Below are 20052 nucleotides of genomic sequence, written 5' to 3'. Positions count from 1 at the left end.
ATGAAAAAAGTTGCTGTTATTGGTTCGGGATCATGGGGTACCGCGCTTTCAACACTTCTTGCTTCAACGTCTGATGAGGTAATTATTTGGTCTAGAGAGGCTGATGTTACCGAATCCATTAATAAAGAACACGTCAACTGTAGACATCTTTCTGATTCTGAGCTTCCACACAATATTGTGTCTACCACTAGTGAGGCTGAGGCTCTCACCGGTGTAGATGCTGTTGTTATGGCGGCTCCTTCTGCGTTTTTACGTTCAGTTTGCGCTGCTTGCGCACCATATCTTGATCCAGAGGTTGATGTTTTGATTCTCTCCAAAGGTATGGAAGCAGGTTCTCACAAGCTTATGCACGAAGTAGCTGCTGACGAGCTTGGAAACCCTGCGAGAATCGCCGTACTTTCCGGTCCAAACCACGCAGAAGAGGTCATTAAACAGGGAATCTCTGCAGCCGTTGTAGCGTCTGAGGATGCTGAGGTTGCTAAACGCTTCCAGTCACTACTTTCTCGTCCGTACTTCAGAACCTACATTAGCTCTGACGTGCGCGGTGTCGAGGCATGTGCTGCTGCTAAAAACGTTGTTGCTATTGCCTGCGGTATTGCTGTTGGTTTAGGTAACGGTGATAACTCTCTTGCCGCACTTATGACACGAGGTCTTGCAGAGCTTGGCCGTGTGGTATGTGCCATTGGAGGAGATCCACTTACTTGCATGGGCCTTGCGGGTATGGGAGACCTTGTAGCAACCTGCACCTCTGAGCATTCTAGAAACAGAACATTTGGAGAAGCCCTGGTAAAAGGTAAGACGCTTCAGTCTTATCAGGAAGAGACTGGTATGGTTGTTGAGGGTGCTCAGGCTGTCATTGGTCTTTATGAGCTTGGTCAGCAGATGAGTGTTGAGATGCCTATCACTTCAGCTGTTCACGCTGTACTTTACGAAGGTGCTACGCCAGAAGAAATTACTTCTCGCCTTACAAACCGCCTTCCAAATGAAGAATTTTATGGAATGACTCGATAGGAGAGTTTGATGAATAACGTCCTGGTAGCACCATCTGTTCTATCTGCAGATTTCTCCAAGCTTAAAAGCGAGCTTGATTCAATTGCAAACGCTGACTACATCCACTATGACGTGATGGACGGTCATTTTGTTCCTAACATCTCATTTGGTCCAGATATTTTCTCGTACTGCAAAAAGTCTTCTGAGCTGCCTATTGATGTCCATCTGATGGTTACTAATCCAGCTGAGATTGTGCCGCTATTCCTGGACCGTGGCGCTGACGTTGTCACCTTCCACTACGAGGCCGAAGTCCATGCTCATCGCCTTGTTCACCTTATCAAGGATTCCGGTGCTAAAGCTGGTATTTCACTTTGTCCAGGAACTCCTGTAAGCGTTCTTGAGGATCTTATCGAAGACCTTGATCTGGTGCTTATCATGACGGTTAACCCTGGCTTTGGTGGCCAAAAATTTATTCCTCACTCAATTGAGAAGCTGAAGGCTCTCAAAGAGCTCTGCCGCAAACATAACGTTAATCCTCTGATTGAGGTTGATGGTGGTATTAGTGCAGCTAACGCAGCTGATGTTGTAGCCGCTGGTGCAGACATGCTTGTTGCAGGCAGCGCTGTATTTGGCCAGGAAGACCGAGCTGCAACTATCCAGGCAATCCGCGACGCTGGCGAGTCTGCTCTTACCGTTCAGGGTTAAATTACAGCTCAATTCATTATTTAAGCAACCACATTCTTTCAGGATTGAACTAGCAGAAAACACGTTATGGATTACGTTTACTTAGACTATGCAGCTTCAGCGCCAATACGCCAAGAGGCGCTTGATGCCGAGAAAACCTATGAAGCTTCACCTATTGCAGGGGTGAACCCAAACTCTTTGCACTCGCTTGGTCGTCAAGCAGCGCGAGAGCTTGATGGTGCTCGTGGTGTTATTGCACGTGCGGTAGGCGGCAAATTTAGAGCTCCTGACGTGGTCTTTTGCTCCGGCGGTACCGAGGGCAATAACCTCTCAGTTCTTGGTATGACAGAAGGTATTCGTAACAAGGATCGCAAGCGCAACACGGTGGTTTTTTCGGCAATTGAACATGATTCTGTTTTGGATCTAGCGCCGGTTCTTCGCGAGAAGGGCTTTGAGGTTAGAATTGCTCAGCCTAACCGTCAGGGAAAGATTGAGGCTTCAGCCCTTGAGGGTCTTTTGGATCAGTCGGTAGCTCTTGTTTCTGTGATGTATGCCAACAATGAAACGGGCGTTATCCAGCCGGTTGCAGACCTTGCTCAAGCTGCGCATAAGGTGGGAGCGCTTTTCCACACTGACGCCGTTCAGGCGTTTGGTCGTATTCCTCTTCAGGTAGAAGACGTAGATGCCCTGACTGTTGCCGCCCACAAGATTGGTGGGCCTCTGGGTGTTGCCGCAGTGCTTATGCGTTCCAAGGTTCCCTTTAAGGCTCAAAGTTACGGCGGGGGACAAGAGTCTGGCAGGCGTCATGGAACGCAGGATGTTCGGAGCGCCCTCGCGTTTGCCGCAGCTGCCAAGTGGTGTCAGGATAACCTTACTCAAACACAAGAGAGCGTTTCTGCGCGCGCAAATAAGGTGTACGAGACTCTTTGTACTTCTCCCAAGATTAAGCCAACTACAGAGGCTTACGCCGGCAAAGATCACATGCCTGGCACGGTAAGCATTATGGTTCCCTCAATGGATTCCGAGACGCTTATCTTAAAGCTTGACCAAGCGGGATTTGAAGTCTCAGCTGGCTCTGCGTGTTCTTCAGGCTCTCTTGACGCAAGTCATGTTCTCTCGGCTATGGGAATTTCTAGAAACGAGGCTCTGGGCAGCCTCCGCATTACTTTTGACGAGCGCGTTTCTGAAGCTGACCTTGATGCCTTCTGTGCAACGTTACTGCAGATTGTTGGATAAATTTTTCACATACTAATCTCTGCATTAGTTATGTTCTGCGTCCGATACGTCCTTATTTACGGTAGACTAGATGAGTAACCGTATATGAGGAGGCCCTATGAGTGAGTCTGTAAATCTGATGCAGCTCCAGGATATTGATTTGCAGCTGCTAAAACTCGCATCCAACTTGGCCTCAATGCCCCAGGTTCAAAAGATTAAAAACGCCCAACTTGCAGAGAAGAAGATTGCTTCCCAGCTCAAGCAAGTGCTTGGTGTTAAAAAAGACGTAGAAATTGATATTTCTGACCTCAATGAGCAGCGCGCCCATTATGTCCTTAAAACAGATGAGGTTTCTGCTGCTGTAGAAACTGCAACTAATCATCGTGCTCTTAGGGACTTTGACCAGCAGCTTTCTTCTTTGGCAAAGAATATCGAGAAGTGCGATTTTAAACTTGCAGCAAAAACAGAAGAGCTTGAGAAGTGCAAGAAGGCTTATCAGACAGCTCAAGACTTGCGGGTAAAGCTTATGAAAGAGCGTGAGAGCCTTTCTCAGTCCCTTGAGATTGATTCTGCGGCTCTTCGCGCAGAGATTGTTGAGCTCTCTAAATCTCGAGAAGAGCTTGCAGCTCAGATTTCTTCTGACACGCTTGAGCGCTATGAAGCTGCACGTAAACGTTTTAAGGGCCTGGCAGTTGAGCACCTTGTAGGAAACATTCCAAGTGTCTGTCGCGTTAAACTGCAACCAAGTTCATTCCACGATCTTCAGCATAGCTCTGAGATTGCTGAGTGCCCTTATTGCCACAGGATGCTTATTACATCTACAGCGTTTGAAGAATAAAGGAATTTATCACTATGTTGGATAAAACCGCTCAGTCCTCTGTATGCCTTGTGGTGTGCGGAGGAATTGCTGCATATAAAGCCTGCGAAGTGCTCCGAGGCCTTCAGAAAGCTGACTGCGACGTTCGTGTTGTTATGACAGAAGATGCAGCTCAATTTGTAGGAAAGACTACCTTTGAAGCATTAACGCATCATGAGGTAGTGCAGTCGCTCTACAACAATGCCGAAACTCCAGTTGCTCACGTTGACCTTGCCGATTGGGCAGATTGCATGGTAGTTGTACCAGCTACTGCCAATATCATGGCAAAGATGGCTCATGGTATAACTGATGACGCTGCAAGTACAACGCTTCTAGCAGCTCACACGCCAGTTCTTGTGGCCCCGGCCATGAATACGCATATGTGGAAAAATCCAGCCACTCAGGCAAATGTCGCACTGCTCCGTCAGCGTGGAATCCAGATGGTAATGCCTGAGTCAGGCCGTCTTGCTTGCGGCTATACCGGCGACGGAAAGCTTGCTCCAGTACAACAGATTGTAGACGATACACTGAAGGTTCTTTCTGGCAATGACGCTGCGCCATCCAAGCAAGATCTTGTAGGTAAAAAGCTTCTTATTACTGCAGGTCCTACTCACGAGAAGATCGATCCAGTTCGCTTTATTGCCAACTGTTCTACAGGTAAACTTGGCTATACCGTGGCTAAAGTTGCAGCTAATCGTGGAGCAGAAGTCACACTTATTTCTGGTCCTACGCATCTTGAGCCTCCTCAGGGTGTCATTATTCAGAGAGTTGTATCTGCTGAAGATATGTATAAGGCTTGTACAGACGTCTTTGACAGCGTTGACGTCGCTATTTTGACAGCAGCTGTTGCCGATTACACGCCTGCTCATCCAGCAGATCATAAGCTCAAGAAATCACAAGAGTATCTTGAATCTATTGACCTTAAAGAAACCACCGATATTCTCGCCAGCCTTTCTAAAACTAAGAAAGACCAGGTTGTCGTAGGTTTTGCAGCAGAGACAAATAACCTTTTGAAGCATGCTCAGGCTAAACTTGAGCGTAAAGGTTGTTCCATGATTGTGGCAAATGATGTGTCTAGACCAGATTCAACCTTTGGTTCAGATACAGACCGCGTGGCTTTTGTAACTCCTCAAGGTGTAGAACAGCTTGAGACTTTGCCACTTGCTGACGTAGCTTCAGAGCTTTTGGACCGTGTGGCCAAAATGCTTGAGGAGCGTGCATAACGTGCGACCAGAAGAACTCTTTATTGGATGCCATCTCTCTGCAGGTAAGGGCTGGGAGGCAATGGGTAAGGATGCTCTTTCTATTGGGGCAACTACCTTTGCTTTCTTTACTAGAAATCCTCGTGGTAGCAACGCTAAGGCTCTAGATGAGGCTGATGTTGCAAGGCTCAGAGAACTTCTAGAGGCTCATCACTTTGGACCTCTGGTTGCGCATGCTCCTTACACCATGAACTTGTGCTCAGCAAAAGACGAGACCAGGGATTTTGCTCGTCGAGCGCTCACAGAAGATCTTGAGCGTATGGAGTATCTGCCTGGTAATTATTACAACTTTCATCCTGGTAGCCATGTAGGTCAAGGTTCTGACGTGGCAATTGAGCAGATTTCAAGTGCGCTTAATGATTGCCTTTTTGAAGGCCAGCATACTACCGTGCTTCTTGAAACTATGGCTGGTAAGGGCACTGAAGTTGGCAAAACGTTTGAAGAGATTGCTGCAATTCTAGATAGGGTAAACCACCCCGAACTTATGGGCGTGTGCCTTGATACCTGTCATGTTCACGATGGCGGCTATGAAATTGTAGAAAATTTTGATGCTGTTCTAGATACATTTGATCAGATAGTTGGCTTGAAAAAGCTCAAAGCCTTGCATCTTAATGACTCCAAGAATCCTCTTGGGGCTCATAAAGATAGACATGAGCAGATTGGCAAAGGCTTCATTGGATTAGAAACGTTCCGCGCTGTGGTGACTAATCCGCGCGTCAACACGCTTCCTATGATTTTGGAGACTCCTCATTCTGAGCTTTCTGGTTGGAGAGAAGAAATTGCGTTACTTCGTTCTTTTTTAGGTGATAACTAGTGGGAATTCTGGTAGGTTGCGAACAAATTTCTATGGAATGGCCTGGTAAGAAGGTTCTTACCAACCAGACTATTGGCGTTAATGAGGGTGACCGTATTGGTGTTGTGGGCAAAAACGGCGATGGAAAATCAACCCTCTTAGATCTTATCGCCCATAGAATTGAGCCTGATTCCGGAAACGTAATTTGGAGAAGTGGCATTCAAGTAGGCTACATGGGCCAAAGTGATTCACTTTCTGATTCACAGACAGTTTGCAGTGCTGTTGTGGGAGATACGCCAGAGTACGAGTGGGCATCTGACGCTCGTATCCGTAAGATTATTGATGAACTCATTGGAGACTTAGACTGGAATGGTCTGGTAGGAGAGCTTTCTGGAGGTCAGCGTAGACGCTGCGATTTGGCTCGACTGCTTGTGGGCACCTGGGATTTAATGCTTATTGACGAGCCAACTAACCACCTTGATCTTCACGCTATTCAGTGGCTTGCAAATCACCTTAAAAACCGCTGGTCAGAGGGAAGTGGTGCCCTCATCCTGGTCACACATGACCGTTGGTTCTTGGATGAGGTTTGCGACCACATGTGGGAAGTCCACGACGGGGTTATCGACCCATTTGACGGCGGCTATTCTGCCTACATTCAAGCTCGAGTTGAACGTGATAGACAGGCAGCGGTGATGGAAGAGCGCCGTCAGAATACGCTCAGAAAAGAGCTTAACTGGCTTGCTCATGGTGCAAAGGCTCGCACGTCAAAGCCTAAGTTTAGGATTGATGCTGCCATGGAGCTTCTAGCCGAAGATCCACCACTTAGAAACACGCTTGAGCTCAAACGCATGGCAGTCTCCAGGCTAGGCAAGCAGGTTATTGAGATGCATGATGTCTCTTTTGCTTATAAAAATACCGCGCAGACAACGGAAGCAGATCAAAATGCACAGGTAGACGTCATTAAGCACGTCGAATGGCTTATTGGCCCTGGAGACCGCTATGGCATTTTGGGCGAGAATGGCGCTGGTAAATCTACGCTTCTTGAGTTGATGACACAGCAACTACAACCAACGTCTGGCCTGGTAAAGGTAGGAAAGTCTGTCAAATTTGGATGGCTTTCTCAGCAGATTGATACATTTGCCACAAAAGAGACGTGGACCGTTCTTGAACTGCTTGGCCAGTACAAGACAAGTTACCTGGTAAATGGCAAGATGCAAAGCCCAACACAGCTGCTTGAAAGCTTGGGCTTTGACCGTCGAGAGTTTACCAATCGCTTGCAAGACCTCTCCGGTGGCCAGCGTAGGCGTCTGGCGCTTCTGTGTGTTCTTCTGGAAGAGCCAAACGTGCTGGTACTGGACGAGCCGGGCAACGATCTAGATACAGATATGCTGGCTGTCCTAGAAGACCTTCTGGACTCGTGGCCAGGAACCCTTCTGGTAGTCAGCCATGATCGCTTCTTGATTGAGCGCGTTACCGATGACCAATATGCCCTCATAGACGGCCACATTCGCCACGTTCCTGGCGGCGTTGACGAGTACCTCAAGCTGGTTGATGCTGCAAAGCAAACGGCGAGAAGAGCGGGGGAGTTGTCGGGTGCACGCGTCAGTTCAGATACAAACGAGCCGCAGGTAGATGGGTCTTCTCGCCAGGAGGATGCGGTGCTGAGCAACGCTGAGCGTCGCGAGCTCAAGAAGCGCTTTGATTCGATTGAGAGGCGTATGGGAAAGGCTCAGGAGCTTCCAGAACAGATTAGAGAGCAGATGAGCTCCGCTGATGCTACTGACGCGCAGCGTTTGATGGAGTTGCAGCAGCAGCTTGATGACGCAGAAGCGGCGCTGATGGAGCTGGAAGACGAGTGGTTAACGCTAGCAGAGAAACTTGGTGAAGCGTAAATGGGAGAGTTGCTCTCTAGATTTGTATGGCCAAAATATGGTCGAAAGAGTTTTGTTGCCTTGCTTTGTAAGGGTGTTGAGGTCATTGGTGACCTTCTTACACCTTTGATTATTGCGCGCATGATTGACCTGGGAATTCACGGGGCGAACATGTATGACATTATTCGCTATGGCATTTTGCTGGTAATTATTGCGGTTGTGGGCTTTAGTTTTACGCTTGTCTGTCAGAAAATTGCTTCCATTGTTTCTCAGCGCACGGGAACTGATTTGCGCAATGAGCTGTTTAAGAAGATTCAAGAGCTCTCAAGTGCCGATATTTCTGCACTGGGAACAGATACGCTGGTAACCCGTCTTATCAACGATGTTAATCAGGTGCAGGTTACCGTTGCTCTGGGCATTCGTCAGCTGGTCAGATGGCCAATCCTAGCGGCTGGATCTATTATTGCCACCCTTATGCTTGATGCTCAGCTTGGAATGGTCTTCTTGATTGCAACAGTGTTGGTAGCAGCTATTTTCTTTTTTGTTGCACGTAAATCTACTGCACTCTTTACTGAGCTGCAGAAGCGCCTTGATACCGTTTCTTTATATATGCGACAAATGCTTTCTGGTATTCGTGTTATTAGGGCTTTTAGGCATGAGTCAGAAGAGAAGGAACAATTCTCCGAGGCGGTTTTGGCTCAGACAAAAACGGCCACTGATGCTGCAAATTATTCGGCATTGCTAAATCCTGCAACCTTCCTAGTCATGTACCTGGGAATTGCCGTAACACTTTGGCTTGCGGCACCTCAGATTACCGCGGGTACACTATCGCAAGGAACCGTGGTAGCACTTGTCAGCTATATGACCAGTGCGCTTTTGGCTATTGGCTACGTTGCTAACCTGGTTATTATCATTACACGCGGTGTGGCATCTGCTAATCGTATTATGGAAGTACTCAACACCAAGCCCACGCTCACCGATGAGGGAAACAGGCAAATCAACCTCACAGAGTCCGATTTTACCGGCACCGCTGTGGCATTCAAAGACGCCTCACTTGTCTACGATGGTGGAGGAGAGCCTGCACTTTCTGGCATCAACCTCTTGCTCCAGGCTGGTCAGACGCTGGGCATTATTGGCGGTACGGGCTCTGGTAAGTCCAGCTTTGCCGCACTTATTCCACGTCTTTTTGATACGGAGACCGGTTCTGTAAGTGTCTTTGGCCACGACGTCAAAACGTATACGTTTGAGCAGTTGCGTTCCCTTATTGGCTTTGTTCCGCAGCACACTTCACTGGTCAGTGGCACCATTCGCTCTAATCTCTGCTGGAAGAATCCAAACGCTACCGACGAGGAGCTTTGGTCAGCTCTTGAGGTTGCTCAGGCAGCAGACTTTGTGCGCGAGAAACCCGATCAGCTTGACAGCATTGTTGAGCGTGGCGGCAAGAACTTCTCGGGTGGTCAGCGCCAGCGCTTGACCATTGCTCGTGCTCTGGTAGGAAGTCCACGCATTGTCATCTTGGACGACGCTGCTTCCGCACTCGATTTTGCTACGGATGCACACCTCCGCGCAGCCCTTCGCAAGCTCAGCGCCACCACTACAAGTATCATTATTTCTCAGCGTGTAGCTGCAGTTATGCAGGCAGATAAGATCCTTGTTCTTGACCATGGCAAACAAGTGGGGCTAGGGACGCACAAAGAACTTCTCGCCTCGTGTTCGCTGTATAAAGAGATTTGTCTTTCACAGCTTCGTCCTGAGGAGGTGGAGTAATGGCCGATATGTATTCTGGTGGAAGCACCTCCGCTATTGCATCAAGCGCTCCTGAGCACGGCAAAGGCGGCTCTGCTGACGCTATCTCCATGTCCGCAGCAGAAGTCACACGCCGACTAGCTGCATGGATTTCTCCTCACAGAGGTTTTCTGGTTCTGGCGTCTGTGTCATCTATTGCAACCGTTATTCTGCAGCTCTGGGTACCCATCATTGTGGGTAGTGCCATCGACCAGCTCATCAGGCTGGTCCAGGGCGCCGAGGCAGCACTTTTGCCTACGCTCGCTCAGCTCTCACTGGTAGTTTTGCTTGCAAGTGCTACGCAGTGGCTAGCTTCTTGGTCTACCAATAAGCTTACCTACCTGGTTACACGCGATCTCAGAAACGCGGCTCATGCTAAGGTGGCAAACTTGCCGCTCTCATACATTGACACGCATTCTCAGGGAGACTTGCTCTCTAGGGTAGTTAACGATGTTGATCAGCTTGGTGATGGCCTTCAACAGGGCCTGACGCAGTTCCTTACGGGCGTAGTGACCATTATTGGAACCTTATGCTTCATGTTCTATATGTCGATTCCTATGGGCCTTGTAGTTGCTCTAGCTACACCGCTCTCTATTATTGTTGCTTCCGCCATTACCAAATACGCAAGCTCATCTTTTAGCAAGCAGCAGGGCTACCAGGGTCAGCTAGGCGGATACGCAGAAGAGATGGTCTCTAACCAGGAACTCATTACTGCTTTTGCTCACAAAGATGCCATTATTGAGCAGTTTGAAGCTATTAACGAGAAACTCCGTGTAGTAGGAGAGCGCGCTCAGTTTGCTTCATCGCTTTCTAATCCTTCCACGCGCTTGGTAAACAACTTTATTTACGCACTGGTAGCTGGACTTGGCTGCATTTGCGTTTTGACGGGCGTTCCTTCTGTGCTCACCATTGGTCAGGTGCAGAGCTTCCTCTCGTATGCCAACCAGTACATGAAGCCTTTTAACGCCATTTCTGCAGTTGTTACACAGGTTCAGACAGCCTATGCAAGCGCTCGTCGAGTTTTTGATCTTCTCGATGCAAAGGAAATCAAGCCTGATCCAGTAGACGCTGAAGTCATCCAGAATCCACAGGGCTCCATTGAGTTTGATGACGTGGCGTTCTCCTATGATCCTAAGCACCCGCTGCTCAGCCACATCTCATTCAGAGCAGAGCCTGGCCAGAAGATTGCTCTTGTTGGCCCAACTGGCTGCGGCAAGACCACCCTTATTAACCTGCTACTCAGGTTCTATAGCATTGATTCTGGCGCAATTTATGTAGACGGTCATAACACGCAAAAGCTCACCCGTGCATCGCTGAGAGAGCAGTTTGGCATGGTGCTACAGGATACGTGGCTGTTTAAGGGAACCATCAAAGAGAACATCCGCTATGCAAAGCCTGATGCCACCGATGAAGAGATTATCGCTGCAGCTCAAAAGGCTCAGGCACACGAGTTTATTCAGCAGCTTTCTCAGGGTTACGACACCATGGTAGGAGAGTCTGGCGGATCTTTATCTCAGGGCCAGCAGCAGCTTCTCTGCATTGCTCGTGTCATGCTTGCCAATCCACCTATTCTGCTTCTGGACGAGGCGACTTCAAGCATTGATACGCGTACAGAACAGCTGGTACAGAAGGCGTTTGATACCATCATGAAGGGAAGAACTTCACTGGTTGTTGCTCACAGGCTCTCAACCATCCAAGGTGCAGATTGTATTCTTGTCCTCAAGGACGGCTCAATTCTTGAACGCGGCACCCATGATGAGCTCTTAGCTAAAGGCGGCTTCTACGCCAATCTGTACGAGAGTCAGTTTGAAGGCACAGACACATAAATTAGAATGGATTTTTTGAAAGAGCCAGCACCTTGAGTGGGCTGGCTCTTTTAATGTCACCTGTAATTGACAAACTGGAAGTTATTTTTGCAAGGTGATAAGTCCTGCACAGTCAGACATTTTTTCAAATCGCATTTCTGGAAATTGACCTTTTAGCTCATCCCATACAAAATACATTTCATCACCGTCCCATTCATCCGCCGCAATCCGCATACATTCTTGAAGTAATGACCGAGTTTCAAATGCTATATCTCCGATATATATACATCCTCCCTCGTTCAACAGCTTAAATAATGATGTAATAAAATCTACTTTTTGAAAGTCTGTAAGATGATGGAGAGAATATGTAGCAATGATCGCGTCATACTTTTGTTTCTGTATAGGTTCCACCAAGCCATTGGAAAAATCGCCTTCATACAAACTTGCTTTAGGCATTTTCACTTTTGCAATTTCAATCATTCTATCTGAAAAATCTTGTCCGTAAATCGTACAGCCGTTTTCATATAATCTTGAAGTCAGTACTGCTGTTCCAAACCCAATATCTAAGACAGTCTTCGCAGATGAACAAATTACACGATTATAAATTACATTAAGAATAGATTTGTAGCCTGCAAAAGGATACGAGCCGTATTTGTCAGACAAACCTACACTCTTATCATAATCATCTGCCCATAAATCAAAACCTTTTTTATCTTGCATATTTCACCTCGATAACTTCCAATTTGTCACTTTGTCTATGCTACAACTTATATCAAATCGGTTTTAATAAACTACTTCTATATATAAAGAAAAAGCCAGGAAAACTCCTGGCGAGAAATTCTGGTCGGGTGGACTGGATTTGAACCAGCGACCCCTTGACCCCCAGTCAAGTGCGCTACCAAGCTGCGCCACCACCCGTTTGCTTTTGATACGATAGCATTCCAACATAAAATGAGCAAGTAATTCCCGGTAACCGTGAAGATAGAGTGGGCGAGATATGGACAACTTCTTTCAGCGTGCGTTTTCAGTGGTCAAGCAAATTCCTGAGGGTAGGGTTGGCACGTATGGGCAGATAGCTCGCATGATAGGGGAGCCAAGAAAAGCTCGCTATGTGGGATTTGCTATGCATCAAAGTCCTGGCGTTGCGGGCGGTGTACCGTGTCACCGAGTAGTCTTTAAAGATGGCTCACTTGCTCCAGGCTTTGCCTTTGGTGGACCTGACGCTCAGCGAGAGCTTCTTGAAGCAGAGGGAGTGAGGTTTCTACAAAACGGCAAGGTTGATATGAAGCGCTTTCTTTGGGAAGCATAAAAGATGAAACATTATTTTATGTTGTGAAATATTCTCCCAGCTAAGAAGCACTATTTGCTGGGTACAATCGCAGTGAGTTCCTAGTAGTTGGCACGTTCCGTTTAATGGAGGTCAAATGAAGCGTAGCTCTAGGATGAGCAAGTTCTTTACTGCATTTTTTGTACTACTGGTAACGTCAGCCTTGAGTGTGGGCATTTTGTCTGGCTGCTCACAAACAGAAAACAAACAAGACCAGACTAAATCCACCACGTCAGAACAAAAAGAAGAAAAGAAAGACGAGAAAAAAGAGGATTCTTCAAGCTCTTCTAGCTCCTCATCAAACAATTCCAACGCAACTGGCTATGGCACCTACCATATTCCTGATGGATTCAGCTTTGATAACAGCCTGTATCCAGATCTTCAAATTACCACTCAGATTGATAAAGACAGCCTTTGGCCCATTATCATTCGCATTGAGGGTACCGCAGATCAGTTTGATTTGATGAGAAAAGCAACTATCGATGCAGCTCAGAGGGCCCAGGTACTTGAATCTGCAGAAGAGATTGGCAACACCGTTGATCAGGCTCTTGCACACCCAACTAACTACAATCTGACCGACTGTGCAATTCTTACTTCTGCACCAGAGTCGTATCGTAAGACCTATGTTATTACGTTTACGGTAAAGAGCCACTACGAGGTCAAAAAGTAGTTACTCACATCCTGTCTAACTTCCTGGGCAGTTACTACACCGATAAGGCGCGCCTGGCTAACCGCTTCAAGGAAATCACATGGAGTGTAGGATCTTTATTAAGGTCGCCACAACAGTCACAACAAAAGGAACTACAGTTACAACAATGGCCCGAAAAGTGAAATACTGGTTCTCCCAAAAGGAGAAGTACGCTAATCGGCTGATTGGAATACATAAAAACAGTATCACGCCAGCTACAATCAAGGCAGGAAGGTTCCCCCTTGATAAGTCTTCTTGTCTGATGCTCATTGCTGCCAGTACCGGGGCTAGGATGAAATACATAAGTATAGGAAACCCGAACTGAATCATCCTTCCTATCGATCTAGCAGGGAAATATAGCATCCGCATCGGAAACGTTGACACCAGTACAAGAATTATATAAACCAGGCTGGGCCTTAAAGCGATAGGCACCCTTCCGAGGGTTACTTTGATGTCAATGATGCTGCTTTTAATTAATAAAAACTTCATATTCACCATTATTGATGTAATCCGTTATGTTTTCGGATATGTACCTATAGAACATAGTTTCAAGTACATAGTTTTTGAAATCCCATCCATCAACGGCGCCTCTTAACGTAAGCTAAGCGGCTTACGCAAGCGGCTTATATGCGTCATCAACATTGATGTGGCAATAGCCGCCTGGGTTCTTCTTCAAGTAGTCCTGATGATATTCCTCAGCAAGCACGTAGTTATCCAGTGGCTGAACCTCTACGGCAAGCTTCTGACCAAAGAAAGACTCTTGTTCAGACATAATGCTGTCAATAACAAGCAGGTCAGCATCATTTGTGTAATAGATGCCCGTGCGATACTGTCTACCAACATCGTTGCCCTGCTTGTTTACTGAGAGGGGATCAATAACCCTAAAGTAGTAACGCAAAATGTCATAGAGGCTTACAACGGTCTCATCGTAAGTGACATGCACTGTTTCTGCGTGATCTGTAGCCTTGACCTCCTGATAGTTGGTATCCAAGGTCTTTCCATTTGCATAGCCAACAGTGGTTTCGGTAACGCCCTTAATTCTGGAGAAGTACTCTTCAAGTCCCCAGAAGCATCCACCTGCTAAATAAATCTCTGCCATAAAAGCCTCCTTAGGCCGAATTGCTGTTATAAAAGTTTGAAGTGACTTCGCTTTACTTCAAAGACACCTTCTTTGCTTAAAGAAGATATTACTGCGCTCAAAGCGCTTCTATCTACACCAAGATAGTCCGCAAGTTGTTGTCGGTTGAAGGGGATATCAAACTCTGTAGAACCTGCAGCTTGAGAGCGCGTATGCAAGTACGCTATCAGTTTGCCACGAATGCTTTTTGGTGCGGCATCTTGAATGCGTCGACTCAGCATAATGTTCTTTTGAGCAATTGAAGCCATAAGATTTCTGATGATAATGTCCACGCCACCGCAGATGTCACACGTTCTGGTAGTAATCTGTCGGACGTCCAGCAGCAGAATATCCGATTTCTCGGTAGCAACAACCGAGGTCAAAAGTGGTACGTTTCCAAGGGCGGCGTATGCCTCTCCAAAGGTGTCTCCGGTATGGAAAGCTCCCATCACGGAGATATTGCCCTGAGCATCAGATCCCTCAACGTGGATAGCGCCAGAGATAACAATGCCAAATTGATGCGCCTTGTCACCAGCGCACAAAATAATTTCTCCAGGCTCATAGGTGCGAACAACAGCACGTAAATGCTTTAAAAGAGCCTCTAGTAGCTCTGGTTTTACTCCTTTAAACACAATTGTATTAAGCAAAAAAGAGGGCTTGATGTCTTGCACGTTCATATACGCTCCAAAAAATTTCTGGACAGAAATCGTTTTGTTGTAATTACAACATACCTTATTCCACATTCCTGTAATCATGAAACCCAGAAGAGCAAATCTCTTCTCGCTATATGGTTTTATGGAGAGGAAAAATAGTGGATAACAAGATGTTCTGTTTCCAGTGCGAGCAGACTGCTGCTTGTACTGCATGTACCGGCGCTGCTGGCGTTTGTGGCAAGCCTTTTGACGTCGCATTTGCTCAGGACGAGCTCACCGGCGCTCTGGTTGGCCTGTCTCGCACCGAGCTTGCTGCTGGCAAGCGTTCTAACCGCGCAGATCAGCTGATTGTTGACGGCCTGTTCACCTGCATCACAAACGTCAACTTTGACAAGGGTGCGGTTGACGCAATTACCGCTCAGGTTCGTGACGAGAAGAACCGTCTAGCTGCAGAGGCTGGCGTAGAGCCTGTTGAGGATCTTCCACTTGGCGGCGTTTGGTCCGACAACGAGGACATTAGGTCCCTCAAGTCCCTCATTCTCTTTGGTATCCGTGGTATGGCTGCTTATGCATATCACGCTCGCGTTCTTGGCAAGACTGATGACGCAGTTGACGCTTTCTTTGTAAAGGCTCTTGCTGCTCTTGCTACCGAGTCCTCCGTTGACGTTTTGCTGCCTCTTACCCTTGAGGTAGGCGAGGTCAATCTCAAGTGCATGGCTCTTCTCGACAGCGCAAATACCGGCGCTTATGGCACTCCAGTTCCAACCGAGGTTCCTCTGACTATTGAGCCTGGTCCCTTTATTGTTGTTTCCGGCCACGACCTTCTTGACCTCAAGATGATTCTTGAGCAGACCGAGGGCACCGGCGTTAACGTTTACACTCACGGCGAGATGCTCCCAGCTCACGGTTATCCAGAGCTCAAGAAGTATCCACAGCTCAAGGGCAACTTTGGTACCGCATGGCAGAACCAGCAGAAGGAGTTCAAGGACATTCCAGCTCCTGTTGTCTTTACCACTAACTGCCTCATGCCACCTCGTCCTAGCTACAAGGACCGCGTCTACACTACTGAGCTTGTTGCATTCCCAGAGCTCGTTCACATTGACGAGGACGCAAATGGCAAGAAGGACTTCAGTGCTGTTATCAAGCAGGCTCAGGAGCTTGGTGGATACGCTGAGGCTCAGGAGCTCACCGGTATCAACGGTGGCCACAAGGTAACCACCGGCTTTAGCCACGGTGCAGTTCTTGGCATTGCCGATAAGATCATCGATGCTGTTAAGCAGGGCGCTATCAAGCACTTCTTTGTTGTTGGCGGCTGCGACGGCGCTCGCCCTGGTCGTAACTACTACACCGAGTTTGTTGAGCAGACTCCTGCAGACTCTGTTGTCCTCACCGTTGCTTGCGGCAAGTTCCGCTTCAACGACCTTGACCTGGGCACCATTGGTGGCATTCCTCGTATCCTTGACGTTGGTCAGTGCAACGACGCTTACGGTGCTGTTCAGATTGCAACCGCTCTTGCAAATGCATTCGACTGCGGCGTTAACGACCTGCCACTGAGCTTTGTCCTGTCTTGGTACGAGCAGAAGGCAGTTTGCGTTCTTCTGACCCTGCTTCACCTTGGCATCAAGAACATCAAGCTTGGACCAACCCTTCCTGCGTTTGTCAGCCCTAATGTCCTTAACATTCTTGTTGAGAACTACGGTATTGGCCCAATCGGCGATGCTTCCGAGGATCTTGCTCAGATGCTTGCCTAATTGGCGAGAAACCCCTCTAGTCCTTTCCTTAAAACGCCTCCTAGCTACGCGCTGGGAGGCGTTTTTTTGATCGTGGATTTTGTGAATCTAACTTGGAAACCGCCAAACTCAGATAAAGATCGATATTCTTCCTTTTGTTAAGGAGGGAAAAATGAGAAGACTAACAGTTAATGACCTAAAGAATCTGAGTAAACTAATTGATCCAAAAATACAAAATAATCAAACTATGTTTGAGTGTTTTGCTCAAATCTGTGATAACTACGATAAGGTGCCTTTAACTGAAATTGAATGCCCATCTATTAGCTGGAATGCTTTTACATATGCTTTCTACATCGTTAATCTAAGGCCTCTTAAAACTCAAAATGAATTATTAGCCGCAATTGCTATATATTCTTTTTTAAATGTAAACGGCTATGATTTTGATCCTTCGCTGCAGGATCTTCTGGCTCATATTGATCTATTAAAATCTGACCAATATTTTGCTCACGAATTTTGCTCATGGATCGAACTAGAAATCATGTAATAAAGCCTTATCTCAAAATCTCCGTTTCAGCCATAAATTGATCAAAATGCCTTTCTAGCTGCTTTTCATTTGGATAAGCTTCATGATAAACAGGCATATGCAACTGCTTTTTATTGAAGTCAATATATTCGGTTTTATCCAGAAGCCTCGATAATCTAATGCGTTTACTATCGGGCTCAACTGAAAGTAAATGTGCATCAAAAAGAAGATGTAGATCAGACCTTAGAAGAATACCATTGGTAACCATTTGAGTTTTAGGTCCACGATATTGACCAATATGAGCTGCTTGTAAAACCTGAGGCACACCGTTTCCAGAGATAGCACATCTGTTTGCATACGCTTTTAACAAGTCATTTCTAAACTGAGTCTGACCTTGTCTACGTACTGACTCCCTCAATTCTTTAATTCGCTCATCAGTGTCATCAATCTGCTCAAGTTGATCTTGAATTTCTGGTTCAAGATCGTCAAAACCTGCAGAAATAAAGGATGAATCGTTGATTGTTTTAGCATTAACTGGGCCATGCAAAGTAAACATTCCAGTCGCACTGTTATAACGTTCAACGAATGCAAGACCTCTGACGACGTATTGATCTACTGTATTGTCCCAATCAATTACACCAACAGGAAGACCATCGTTAAGACAATTTAATAGATAAGTATTGTAGCTAACGGTACAGGTTTCTTTCTCACGATATGCAGAATATTCAAGCAGCCAAGTTCCATCCTCTAATTTAATTGGAGGTCTGTCTTTGTAGTGGGGATTTTTTCCTGGCTTGCTAGTATGAACTGATATTGCATATTGCTTATTTTTGTAGTGTATATCTCTACCTGAAGGGCTGAAAATGCCAGATTGACCACTTATCTTGAAATCATAAAATCCCAATTTATCTGGTACATTATGCGGCAAAACAGATGTCCCTCTGCCTTCATTATCAATAAACCACTGATAAGCGGAGATAAATTCCTTTGGAGCAACTTTAAAAGCTCTTTCAAGAGTTGGATTAAAGATCTTGCATTCTGTAATGATCTGATCAAACATCCCAGTCTCCTCACAAGTGGCCTGTACAAACAGTAAGTTTTTCTCGCCACTGTGTAAAGATCTATAACCAAATTGCTTCACGAACTCCAAATATTCGATTTATTAAAGAACGTTCAAGAATGACGCTCTTCTCGATAGCAGAATGTGGCATAATGCCACTGTCGAAGTAACAATTAATGTTAGTCATTAGTAGCATTTAACAGAGGGGTTTCTATGACTAAAGTTGCAGTTATCGGTTGTACCCATGCAGGCGTTTTTGCCACTTCTTCAATCCTGGGCGCACACCCAGATTGGGAGGTTCACATCTTTGAGCGCAATGACACAGTTTCCTTCCTGTCTTGCGGTATTGCTCTTTGGGTAGGTGACCACGTAAGCGATCCTAACAAGATGTTCTACAGCTCTCCAGAAGCCCTTGCCGAGGCTGGTGCTCACGTCCATATGACCACCAACGTCACTTCTGCAGATGTTAAGACCAAGCACGTTGCGTGGGAAGACCTTAAGACCGGAGAGACTTTTGAGGATGACTTTGATTACCTCGTAGTTACCACCGGCTCAAAGCCAATTGTTCCACCACTGCCTGGCATCGACGGACCTCGCGTTCTTCAGTGCAAAAACTGGGCTGACGGACGTCGCATTCACGACACCATGGCAACTTCCAAGTCCGCCATTGTCATCGGTGCTGGCTACATCGGCGCCGAGCTTGCAGAGCAGCTCTCCGAGCGTCAGAAGGACGTCACACTCATCGACATGCTTCCTCGCGTTCTGGCAAAGAACTTTGACAAGGCAATCACCGATCAGGTTGAGGATGCTTACAAAGAGCACGGCGTCACGCTTGCACTTGGCGAGAAGGTCATGAGCTTTGAGGACAATGGCGATTCCGTCACCGTTGTTACCGATAAGGGCTCTTACACCGCAGATTACGCAATTCTGGGCATTGGCTTCCTGCCTCGTACTGACCTCTTTAACGGTCAGCTTGATATGCTGCCTAACGGTGCTATCAAGGTTGACGAGTACATGCGCACCAGCGAGCCTGGCGTTTTTGCAGCTGGCGACTCTGCTTCCATTATCTTCAACGTCACTGGTAAAGAGGACTACATTCCTCTGGCAACCAACGCTGTCCGCCAGGGTCTGCACGTTGGTCCTAACATGCTTGAGCCAACCGCTGCTTATGCAGGTACTCAGGCTTCCAGCGCGGTTCAGCTCTACAACTACTCCATGGCTGCAGCAGGCCTCACTGTTGAGGGTGGCAAGGTTCGTGGCTACGAGTACGATTCCGTTTCTATCACCGAGAACTACCGTCCTGAGTTCATGCTGACCACCGAGCCAGTTACCGCTACGCTTGTCTGGGATCCAGAGACTCGCCTTATCAAGGGTGCACAGTTCTTCTCGACACATGACGATGTTGCTCAGGCAGCAAACGTTGTCTCCGTGGCCATTGCCGCTGGTATGACCATCGACAACCTTGCAGCTGTTGACCTTCTGTTCCAGCCAAACTTCACCAACCCAGTCAACTACATTGGCTCCGTTGCTATGGCTGCCTGCGCAAAGGCCAAATAAGCTCCGCACATAACGCACATAAGAGAAGGAAGCTGGTATTTCTGCCAGCTTCCTTTTTTGCTATCGAGCCAAAGTCTAGCTCGATAAATAACTATTTTGTGTTTGCTCCGTCTTAATCCTGCGTTGCCTTGATACG

General features: G+C 47.0%; 18 protein-coding genes, 1 tRNA gene and 1 pseudogene. 14 read left to right on the top strand and 6 right to left on the bottom strand.

Features of this window, described 5'->3' with window-relative positions; all coding sequences use genetic code 11:
• The 9 genes from HMPREF1647_RS00580 to HMPREF1647_RS00540 all read left to right on the top strand — a co-directional run bounded on the left by HMPREF1647_RS00580 (position 1) and on the right by HMPREF1647_RS00540 (position 11282).
• On the top strand, positions 1-1011 hold the full coding sequence (locus HMPREF1647_RS00580) for an NAD(P)H-dependent glycerol-3-phosphate dehydrogenase (protein WP_035431124.1): 1011 nt from the start codon (positions 1-3) through the stop codon (positions 1009-1011).
• Between the two features lie 9 nt (positions 1012-1020).
• Positions 1021-1695 (top strand): ribulose-phosphate 3-epimerase, encoded by a 675-nt coding sequence (gene rpe, locus HMPREF1647_RS00575; protein WP_035431121.1) that lies wholly within the window; start codon positions 1021-1023, stop codon positions 1693-1695.
• A gap of 66 nt (positions 1696-1761) precedes the next feature.
• Complete coding sequence (locus HMPREF1647_RS00570) at positions 1762-2910, top strand: cysteine desulfurase family protein (protein ID WP_035431119.1); 1149 nt, start codon at positions 1762-1764, stop codon at positions 2908-2910.
• Positions 2911-3007: 97 nt separating this feature from the next.
• On the top strand, positions 3008-3727 hold the full coding sequence (locus HMPREF1647_RS00565) for a zinc ribbon domain-containing protein (protein WP_035431116.1): 720 nt from the start codon (positions 3008-3010) through the stop codon (positions 3725-3727).
• Positions 3728-3741: 14 nt separating this feature from the next.
• Positions 3742-4968, top strand: coding sequence for a bifunctional phosphopantothenoylcysteine decarboxylase/phosphopantothenate--cysteine ligase CoaBC (gene coaBC, locus HMPREF1647_RS00560; protein WP_035431113.1), 1227 nt, complete (start codon positions 3742-3744; stop codon positions 4966-4968).
• 1 nt (position 4969) lies between these two features.
• Positions 4970-5821, top strand: a complete 852-nt coding sequence (locus HMPREF1647_RS00555; protein ID WP_035431110.1) for a deoxyribonuclease IV — start codon at positions 4970-4972, stop codon at positions 5819-5821.
• Positions 5821-7692, top strand: coding sequence for an ABC-F family ATP-binding cassette domain-containing protein (locus HMPREF1647_RS00550; protein ID WP_035431107.1), 1872 nt, complete (start codon positions 5821-5823; stop codon positions 7690-7692). The genes HMPREF1647_RS00555 and HMPREF1647_RS00550 overlap by 1 nt, the downstream gene beginning before the upstream one ends.
• Entirely contained in the window at positions 7693-9438 is a 1746-nt protein-coding gene (locus tag HMPREF1647_RS00545; protein ID WP_035431104.1) for an ABC transporter ATP-binding protein, read from the top strand.
• Complete coding sequence (locus HMPREF1647_RS00540) at positions 9438-11282, top strand: ABC transporter ATP-binding protein (protein WP_035431101.1); 1845 nt, start codon at positions 9438-9440, stop codon at positions 11280-11282. The genes HMPREF1647_RS00545 and HMPREF1647_RS00540 overlap by 1 nt, the downstream gene beginning before the upstream one ends.
• Before the next feature lie 81 nt (positions 11283-11363).
• Here HMPREF1647_RS00540 and HMPREF1647_RS00535 read toward each other — a convergent pair whose 3' ends face one another.
• Entirely contained in the window at positions 11364-11981 is a 618-nt protein-coding gene (locus HMPREF1647_RS00535; RefSeq protein WP_035431100.1) for a class I SAM-dependent methyltransferase, read from the bottom strand.
• Positions 11982-12102: 121 nt separating this feature from the next.
• A tRNA-Pro gene (locus HMPREF1647_RS00530) sits at positions 12103-12179 on the bottom strand.
• A 79-nt stretch (positions 12180-12258) separates the two neighbouring features.
• On the opposite strand from HMPREF1647_RS00530, the gene HMPREF1647_RS00525 reads away from it, so the two are divergent.
• Positions 12259-12570: an MGMT family protein gene (locus HMPREF1647_RS00525; RefSeq protein WP_035431098.1), complete on the top strand. Its 312-nt coding sequence runs from the start codon at positions 12259-12261 to the stop codon at positions 12568-12570.
• 115 nt (positions 12571-12685) lie between these two features.
• A complete protein-coding gene (locus tag HMPREF1647_RS00520; RefSeq protein ID WP_035431095.1) occupies positions 12686-13258 on the top strand; it encodes a hypothetical protein in 573 nt (190 codons plus the stop codon).
• A gap of 487 nt (positions 13259-13745) precedes the next feature.
• Here HMPREF1647_RS00520 and HMPREF1647_RS07160 read toward each other — a convergent pair.
• The 3 genes and pseudogenes from HMPREF1647_RS07160 to HMPREF1647_RS00505 form a co-directional block, all read right to left on the bottom strand.
• Positions 13746-13862, bottom strand: a pseudogene (locus tag HMPREF1647_RS07160) (hypothetical protein); the annotation flags it as partial.
• Positions 13863-13886: 24 nt separating this feature from the next.
• Positions 13887-14375 (bottom strand): peptide-methionine (S)-S-oxide reductase MsrA, encoded by a 489-nt coding sequence (msrA, locus tag HMPREF1647_RS00510; protein ID WP_035431092.1) that lies wholly within the window; start codon positions 14373-14375, stop codon positions 13887-13889.
• Positions 14376-14401: 26 nt separating this feature from the next.
• On the bottom strand, positions 14402-15025 hold the full coding sequence (locus HMPREF1647_RS00505) for a Crp/Fnr family transcriptional regulator (RefSeq protein ID WP_262363760.1): 624 nt from the start codon (positions 15023-15025) through the stop codon (positions 14402-14404).
• A 179-nt stretch (positions 15026-15204) separates the two neighbouring features.
• On the opposite strand from HMPREF1647_RS00505, the gene hcp reads away from it, so the two are divergent.
• On the top strand, positions 15205-16797 hold the full coding sequence (hcp, locus tag HMPREF1647_RS00500; RefSeq protein ID WP_035431087.1) for a hydroxylamine reductase: 1593 nt from the start codon (positions 15205-15207) through the stop codon (positions 16795-16797).
• A gap of 151 nt (positions 16798-16948) precedes the next feature.
• Entirely contained in the window at positions 16949-17320 is a 372-nt protein-coding gene (locus HMPREF1647_RS00495; protein WP_035427579.1) for a hypothetical protein, read from the top strand.
• 7 nt (positions 17321-17327) lie between these two features.
• Here HMPREF1647_RS00495 and HMPREF1647_RS06765 read toward each other — a convergent pair whose 3' ends face one another.
• The gene (locus HMPREF1647_RS06765) at positions 17328-18359 is read right to left on the bottom strand and encodes an HNH endonuclease (RefSeq protein ID WP_052039068.1); all 1032 of its coding nucleotides are present in this window, start codon (positions 18357-18359) and stop codon (positions 17328-17330) included.
• A gap of 213 nt (positions 18360-18572) precedes the next feature.
• On the opposite strand from HMPREF1647_RS06765, the gene HMPREF1647_RS00485 reads away from it, so the two are divergent.
• Positions 18573-19916, top strand: coding sequence for an FAD-dependent oxidoreductase (locus HMPREF1647_RS00485; RefSeq protein ID WP_035431084.1), 1344 nt, complete (start codon positions 18573-18575; stop codon positions 19914-19916).
• Positions 19917-20052: the final 136 nt, after the last annotated feature.

It is taken from the genome of Lancefieldella parvula DNF00906 (assembly GCF_000758945.1).
Lineage (GTDB): Bacteria > Actinomycetota > Coriobacteriia > Coriobacteriales > Atopobiaceae > Lancefieldella > Lancefieldella parvula_C.
This window is presented reverse-complemented; position numbering and strand designations above follow the sequence as displayed.

Coding starts and splice junctions, on each gene's coding strand:
- HMPREF1647_RS00580 (WP_035431124.1), top strand. CDS start 1: ATGAAAAAAGTTGCTGTTATTGGTTCGGGATCATGGGGTACCGCGCTT.
- rpe (WP_035431121.1), top strand. CDS start 1,021: ATGAATAACGTCCTGGTAGCACCATCTGTTCTATCTGCAGATTTCTCC.
- HMPREF1647_RS00570 (WP_035431119.1), top strand. CDS start 1,762: ATGGATTACGTTTACTTAGACTATGCAGCTTCAGCGCCAATACGCCAA.
- HMPREF1647_RS00565 (WP_035431116.1), top strand. CDS start 3,008: ATGAGTGAGTCTGTAAATCTGATGCAGCTCCAGGATATTGATTTGCAG.
- coaBC (WP_035431113.1), top strand. CDS start 3,742: ATGTTGGATAAAACCGCTCAGTCCTCTGTATGCCTTGTGGTGTGCGGA.
- HMPREF1647_RS00545 (WP_035431104.1), top strand. CDS start 7,693: ATGGGAGAGTTGCTCTCTAGATTTGTATGGCCAAAATATGGTCGAAAG.
- HMPREF1647_RS00540 (WP_035431101.1), top strand. CDS start 9,438: ATGGCCGATATGTATTCTGGTGGAAGCACCTCCGCTATTGCATCAAGC.
- HMPREF1647_RS00535 (WP_035431100.1), bottom strand. CDS start 11,981: ATGCAAGATAAAAAAGGTTTTGATTTATGGGCAGATGATTATGATAAG.
- HMPREF1647_RS00525 (WP_035431098.1), top strand. CDS start 12,259: ATGGACAACTTCTTTCAGCGTGCGTTTTCAGTGGTCAAGCAAATTCCT.
- HMPREF1647_RS00520 (WP_035431095.1), top strand. CDS start 12,686: ATGAAGCGTAGCTCTAGGATGAGCAAGTTCTTTACTGCATTTTTTGTA.
- msrA (WP_035431092.1), bottom strand. CDS start 14,375: ATGGCAGAGATTTATTTAGCAGGTGGATGCTTCTGGGGACTTGAAGAG.
- HMPREF1647_RS00495 (WP_035427579.1), top strand. CDS start 16,949: ATGAGAAGACTAACAGTTAATGACCTAAAGAATCTGAGTAAACTAATT.
- HMPREF1647_RS06765 (WP_052039068.1), bottom strand. CDS start 18,359: ATGTTTGATCAGATCATTACAGAATGCAAGATCTTTAATCCAACTCTT.
- HMPREF1647_RS00485 (WP_035431084.1), top strand. CDS start 18,573: ATGACTAAAGTTGCAGTTATCGGTTGTACCCATGCAGGCGTTTTTGCC.